Source organism: Nonomuraea sp. NPDC001636 (assembly GCF_040298265.1).
Lineage (GTDB): Bacteria > Actinomycetota > Actinomycetes > Streptosporangiales > Streptosporangiaceae > Nonomuraea.
In genome coordinates this window covers 250,117-256,451 of sequence record NZ_JBEOZT010000013.1, presented here as the reverse complement: position 1 = coordinate 256,451, position 6,335 = coordinate 250,117, and the positions used below count along the sequence as shown (strand labels likewise).

General features: G+C 70.8%; 5 protein-coding genes. 2 read left to right on the top strand and 3 right to left on the bottom strand.

Annotated elements, in window-relative coordinates; translation table 11 throughout:
- Window positions 1–144: 144 nt before the first annotated feature.
- Window positions 145–1,980, bottom strand: coding sequence for an ABC transporter ATP-binding protein (locus ABT158_RS25005; protein ID WP_352357192.1), 1,836 nt, complete (start codon window positions 1,978–1,980; stop codon window positions 145–147).
- Window positions 1,977–3,758 carry an ABC transporter ATP-binding protein gene (locus tag ABT158_RS25000; protein WP_352357190.1) on the bottom strand — a complete coding sequence of 594 codons (1,782 nt, stop codon included), beginning with the start codon at window positions 3,756–3,758 and terminating at the stop codon, window positions 1,977–1,979. Before ABT158_RS25000 ends, ABT158_RS25005 begins: the two co-directional genes overlap by 4 nt.
- Window positions 3,759–3,978: 220 nt before the next feature.
- On the opposite strand from ABT158_RS25000, the gene ABT158_RS24995 reads away from it, so the two are divergent.
- Entirely contained in the window at window positions 3,979–4,458 is a 480-nt protein-coding gene (locus tag ABT158_RS24995) for a nucleoside deaminase (protein ID WP_352357188.1), read from the top strand.
- Between the two features lie 28 nt (window positions 4,459–4,486).
- Here the strand turns inward: ABT158_RS24995 and ABT158_RS24990 are convergent, their stop codons facing one another.
- Complete coding sequence (locus tag ABT158_RS24990) at window positions 4,487–5,605, bottom strand: ferritin-like domain-containing protein (protein ID WP_352357186.1); 1,119 nt, start codon at window positions 5,603–5,605, stop codon at window positions 4,487–4,489.
- An 89-nt stretch (window positions 5,606–5,694) separates the two neighbouring features.
- Between ABT158_RS24990 and ABT158_RS24985 the strand changes: the two genes are divergently transcribed.
- Window positions 5,695–6,327 (top strand): TetR/AcrR family transcriptional regulator, encoded by a 633-nt coding sequence (locus ABT158_RS24985; RefSeq protein ID WP_352357184.1) that lies wholly within the window; start codon window positions 5,695–5,697, stop codon window positions 6,325–6,327.
- The last annotated feature ends 8 nt before the right edge of the window (window positions 6,328–6,335 follow it).

Sequence of the window (6,335 nt, the reverse complement as noted above, 5' to 3'; positions counted from 1 at the left end):
GTCGACCGCACCAACCACCGCGCGAGCACCACCATCAACGTCCTCACCGAACACCAGTTGACAGCAGCCCAAAGCCCTTAACTTCCCGGCATTGCCACTAGCGCGCCGGCCCGCCGCTCGCGCGGTGGGCCGACGGCGTCGTGGTCACTGGCTCAGGCTCTCCAGCCAGGCCCGGTGCAGCCCGGCGAAGCGGCCCGAGGCGGCGATGAGCCGGTCGGGCGGCCCGTCCTCGACGACCTGGCCGGCCTCCATCACCAGCACCCGGTCGGCGATCTCCACGGTCGAGAGCCGGTGGGCGATGATCAGCGCGGTGCGGTCGGCGAGGATCGTGCGCAGCGCCCGCTGCACCAGCCGCTCGCTCGGCACGTCGAGGCTGGAGGTGGCCTCGTCGAGGATGAGCACCGCGGGGTCGGCGAGGAACGCCCTGGCGAACGCGATGAGCTGCCGCTGGCCCGCCGACATGCGCCCGCCGCGCTTGCCGACCTCGGTGTCGTAGCCGTCGGGCAGCCCGGCGACGAACTCGTGCGCGCCGATCGCCTTGGCCGCCTCGCGGACCTGCCGGTCGGTGGCGTCCGGCCGGCCGAACCTGATGTTGTCCGCGACCGTGCCGCTGAACAGGAAGTTCTCCTGCGTCACCATGACGACGGCCTGGCGCAGCGTCGTCTCGTCCAGGTCGCGCAGATCGACCCCGTCGAGCAGCACGCGGCCCGCGGTCGGGTCGTAGAAGCGGGAGATCAGCTTGGCCAGCGTCGTCTTGCCCGCGCCGGTCGCGCCGACCAGCGCCACGCTCTGCCCGCCGGGGATCGTCAGGTCGAGGCCGGGCAGGATCGGCATCTCCTCGACGTAGGCGAAGCGCACGTCCTCGAAGCGGACCATGCCGCGGGCCTGCTGGGGCAGCGGCTCGGGGCGGCGCGGCTCCGGCACGCCCGGCTCCTCCTCCAGCACGCCCGACAGCTTCTCCAGGGCCGCGCCCGCCGACTGCAGCGTGTTGTAGAACTGGCTGAGCTCCTGCATCGGCTCGTAGAACTGCCGCAGGTACAGCAGGAACGCGGCCAGCACGCCGACCGTGACCTCGCCCTGGATCGCCAGGTAGCCGCCGTAGAGCAGCACCCCGCCCACGGTCAGGTTGCCGATCAGCTTGATGCCGAACATGAACTCGGCGCCCAGGACCATGCTGCGCGCGTTGGCGTCCCGGTAGTCGTCGTTGAGCTGGGCGAAGATCTCCTGGTTGCGCGGCTCCCTGCGGAACGCCTGCACCGCGCGGATGCCGGTCATCGACTCCACGAAGTGCACGATCACCAGGGCGACCGTCTCCCGCGTCCGCCGGTAGACGATCACCGACTGGCGTCGGAACCAGCGCGTGAACAGCAGCAGCAGCGGCAGCGGGACCAGCGCCACCAGGCCGAGGTGCACGTCGAGGACGAGCAGCAGCGCGGCCGTGCCGAACATCGTCAGCACCGCCTTGACCAGCCCGTCGAAGCCCGACTGGAGCAGCTCGGAGATGGCCTCGATGTCGGAGGTCAGCCGGGAGATGACCCGGCCCGAGGTGTACTTCTCGTGGAAGCTCAGCGACAGCCGCTGGAAGTGGTCGAACACCCGCCTGCGCAGCTCCAGCAGCACGCTCTGGCCGATCTTCCCCGACAGGCGCAGGAACGCCTGCCGGGTGAGCGCCTGGGTGACGGCCGCGACCAGGATCACGCCGACCACGATCAGCAGGATCGACGGCCCCGACCCGCGGGTCATCGGCGGGATGCCGTCGTCGATCCCCACCTTGACCAGGTACGGGATCGCCAGCGCCGCGGCGTTCGAGACGACGATGATCGCGGTGAGCAGCGCGATGGCCTTGCGGTAGGGACGCAGGAGGTCGCCGAGCAGCCTGCGGGAGCGCTCCCGCAGCAGCACCGACACCTTCTCCGGCAGTTCGTCCTGCTCCTCGGAGGCGACGCCGCGCCAGGAGGAGACGGGGGCGGTGGTGGTCATCGCAGGGCTCCTTCCGAGGGGTCGAAGTCGGCGTCCTGGGCCAGCAGCTCGCGGTACTCGGGCACGTCGGCCAGCAGCTCGTGGTGGCGGCCGACGTGGGTGATGGTGCCGTCGCGCAGCAGCGCCACCTTGTCGGCCAGCAGCACGGTCGAGGCGCGGTGGGCGACCACGATGCCGGTCGCCTCGCGCAGGACGTGCCGCAGCGCCTCCTCCACCAGCGCCTCGGTCTCCACGTCGAGCGCGGACAGGGTGTCGTCGAGGACGAGCACCCGCGGCCTGCTCAGCACCGCCCGCGCCAGGGCGAGCCGCTGCCGCTGCCCGCCGGACAGCGACAGGCCCTGCTCGCCGATGCGGGTGTCGAGGCCCCAGGGCAGGTCGTACACGAAGCCGGCCTGGGCGGTGGCGATCGCGGCGGCCAGCTCCTCCTCGGTGGCGTCGAGCCGGCCGAGCATGAGGTTCTCGCGCACGCTCATCGAGAACAGCGTCGGCTCCTCGAACGCGGTGGCCACCAGCGAGCGCAGCGTGGTCAGGTCGAGGTCGCGCACGTCCTCGCCGTCGATGGTCACGCGGCCCGTGGTGGCGTCGAGCAGCCGGGGCACCAGCGCGGTGAGCGTGGTCTTGCCCGCGCCGGTCGCGCCCACGATCGCGACCGTCTCGCCGGGGTGCACGTCCAGCCAGACGTCGCGCAGCACCGGCTCGTCCGCGCCGGGGAAGGCGAACCCGACGCCCTCGAACCGCAGGTGGCCGCGGGGCAGCTCGATCGTGCGGCTGCCGCTCTCGATCGCCGGGACGGTGTCCATGACCTCCATGACCCGGTCGGCGGAGGTCATCGCCTCCTGGGCCATGGCCAGGATGTAGCCGAGGCTGGCGATCGGCCAGACGAGCTGGAGCATCAGGGTGGTGAAGGCGACCAGCGTGCCCAGCGTCATCGAGCCGGAGCCCACCGCGAGCGCGCCGAGCAGCAGCACCAGGGCCAGGGTGACGTTGGGGATCACTTCGAGGAAGGCGAAGAACCGGGCCGACAGGGTGGCCTTGTCCACCGAGCTGCCGTACACCTTGCGGGCCGCCTCGTCGTAGCGGTCGTAGACGTGGTGACGGCGGCCGAACGCCTTGATCGTACGGATACCGATGGCCGACTCCTCGACGAGCGTGGCGAGGTCGCCCTGCTCGTCCTGGACCTGGCGGGAGATCTTGATGTACCGCTTCTCGAACCGCAGGGACGTCCACACGATCGGCACGGCCGAGGCCAGCACCAGCAGCCCGAGCGGCCAGTACTTGTTCAGCAGGAGCACGGTCACGGTGATGAGCTGGAGGACGTTCATCACCAGGAAGAGCATGCCGAAGCCGAGGAAGCGGCGGATCGTGGACAGGTCCGTCGTGGCCCGCGACAGCAACTGGCCCGACTGCCAGTCGCCGTGGAAGCCCATCGGCAGGCGCTGCAGGTGCTCGTAGAGGTCGTCGCGGATCGCGGTCTCCAGCCCGAGGACGGGTTTGACCTGGGTCCAGCGCCGCAGGAAGATCAGCCCGGCCTCCACGACGCCCACGCCCAGGGCGATGAGACCGAGCGGGAGCAGCCCGTCGGAGTCGCCCCGCGTGACGGGACCGTCGATGACCTTCTCGCTGATCAGGGGGAGCGCGATGCTCGCGGCGATGCTGAGGATCGCGGCCAGCCAGATGAGCACCAGTCTGGCGGCGTACGGGCGGAGGTAGGACTTCATCCGCCACAGGGAGTTGGAGGAGAGCAGGGGACGGCGAGGTGTGTCAGTATCGGGAGGCATCCCATCCAGATTAATACGTGGGATCAACCCATTTTTTGCGGTAAATGTGGGGGTTTCTGCAGGTTACGGGCAGAAACGAGACCCTCACGGTGCGTCCGGCGACCCCGCGCCCGCCGTCGCCCGGACGGCCGGGCACACTGCCACCTGCGGCTCGGGCGCGGCCCGGGCTAAGGCGGAGCTGTCCTTTCCGCTCACCATTCTCACCGGACGGGAAGTCGCGATGATCGACGAGAGTGAACTGCCGTACCTGCGGCGCTGTGTCGAGCTGGCCACCGAGGCGCTGGAGTCGGGCGACGAGCCCTTCGGGTCGGTGCTGGTCGCCGCGGACGGCGCCGTGCTGGCCGAGGACCACAACCGGGTGGCCGGGGGCGACCGCACCCGCCATCCGGAGTTCGAGCTGGCACGGTGGGCGGCGGCCCACCTGACCCCGGAACAGCGGGCGGCGGCCACCGTCTACACCTCCGGCGAGCACTGCCCGATGTGCGCGGCGGCCCACGCCTGGGTGGGCCTCGGGCGCATCGTCTACGTGGCGTCCTCGGCGCAGCTCGGCGACTGGCTGGCGGAGCTGGGCGTGCCCGCGCCGCCGGTGAGCACGCTGCCGGTCAACGCCGTCGCGCCGGGCGTCCCGGTGGACGGGCCCGTCCCGGAGCTGGCCGGGCAGGTGCACGAACTGCACCGCCGCTTCCACGGCGGGCGCTGAGAACCGGCGGCCCGCCCGGCGGGGCCGGTCAGGGGGCGGACGTGCCGAGGGCGATCGTGTCGGCGACCTCGGCGTGCCGCTCGGCCTCCTCGGCGGCGAAGCGGGCCTCGTCCAGCTTCTCGGCGATGTCCTCGTCCTGCTTCATGAGGGCGTCGAGCGACTGCCCGGCCATCTCCAGCACGCCCATGTCGGCGTACGCCTGCTGCAGCCGCGGGCTCCACAGCCCGATGTCCTTGACGCACGGCACGATCCTGCTGAACAGCAGCGAGCGGAACAGCCGCAGGTACTCCGACTGGTCGGTGGCCCGCATGACCTCGTCGGTCTCGGCCCTGGACAGGCCCAGGTGCTCCCAGGACTCCGCGCCGCGCAGCCGGTCGCGCATGAGGTAGCAGCCCTCGATGACGAAGTCCTCGCGCTCGCGCAGCTCGGACTCCGACAGGTTCCTGTAGTAGTCGCGCAGCGCCATCCGGCCGAAGGCGACGTGCCGGGCCTCGTCCTGCATCACGTACGCGAGGATCTGCTTGGGCAGCGGCTTGGTGGTGATGTCGCGCATGACGCCGAACGCGGCCAGGGCCAGGCCCTCGATGAGCACCTGCATGCCGAGGTAGGGCATGTCCCAGCGGGAGTCGCTGAGCGTGCTCTCCAGCAGCGCCTTGAGGTGCTCGTTGATCGGGTACGCCAGGCCCACCTTCTCCTGGAGGAAGCGGGCGTAGGTCTCGGCGTGGCGGGCCTCGTCCATGGTCTGGGTGGCGGCGTAGAACTTGGAGTCCAGGTCGGGCACCGACTCCACGATCCGGGCCGAGCAGATCATCGCGCCCTGCTCGCCGTGCAGGAACTGGGAGAACTGCCAGGCGGCGCCGTGCAGCCGCACGTCCTGGCGCTGCTGGGGGCCGAGCCGGTGCCACAGCGGGGTGTCGTGGATGGCGATCGTGTTGTCGGGGATCCCGAGCACGTTGTACGGGTCCACCTCCAGGTCCCAGTCGATGCGCTTGGCCGAGTCCCACTGCTTGTCCTTGCCCTTCTGGTACAAGGCCAGCATGCGGTCGCGGCCCTCGTCGTACTCCCAGGTGAACCGGCTGGCGCCGGCCATGCCGACGTCCCAGGTGGAGAGCTCGGCGGGGAGGGTGTAGAGATCGTGCGTCGACATGGGGGACCTCCGCGAGGGGGATTACGTACGGTGTACGTCCACGGCTCGACCCTTGCACGTACGGTGTACGTGCGTCAATAGAATGAGCTATGACCACCGAGCCCCTGTCCAGGCCCCGCATCGTGGCCGCGGCCATCGACCTCATCGAGCGCGAGGGCGCCGACGCGGTCTCCATGCGCCGCATCGCGGCCGAGCTCGGTGTCGGCGTGATGTCCCTGTACAACCACGTGCCGAACAAGGACGCGCTGCTCAACGGCGTGGCCGAGAGCGTGCTGAGCGGCATCGAGTTCACCGACGACCCCGACGCCCACTGGACCGACCGGGTGCGGGCGCAGGCGCGGGCCTTCCGGCAGATCGCCCATCACCATCCGCGCTCGACCATGGTGGTGGTCAGCCGCCAGCTCCACTCCCACGCCGGGCTGCTGCCGGTCGAGCGGGCGCTGGCCACGCTGCGCGGCGCGGGCTTCGACGGGCCCGACGCCGTCCGGATGTTGCGCATGTTCATCGCCTTCATCGTGGGCTCGCTGCTGCGCGAGGTCGGCGTGACGCCCACGTTCGCGCCCGTCCACAGCCGCACGGTCGAGGCCGCCGTCGTCGATCCGGCGTTGTTCCCCGAGGTGAGCGCGCTGGCGCCGCTGCTGGCCGAGTGCGACCACGAGGCCGAGTTCGAGTTCGGGGTCGAACTGCTCATCCAGGCCATCGCGGTGCACGCGGGCCAGTAGAGAGGGCA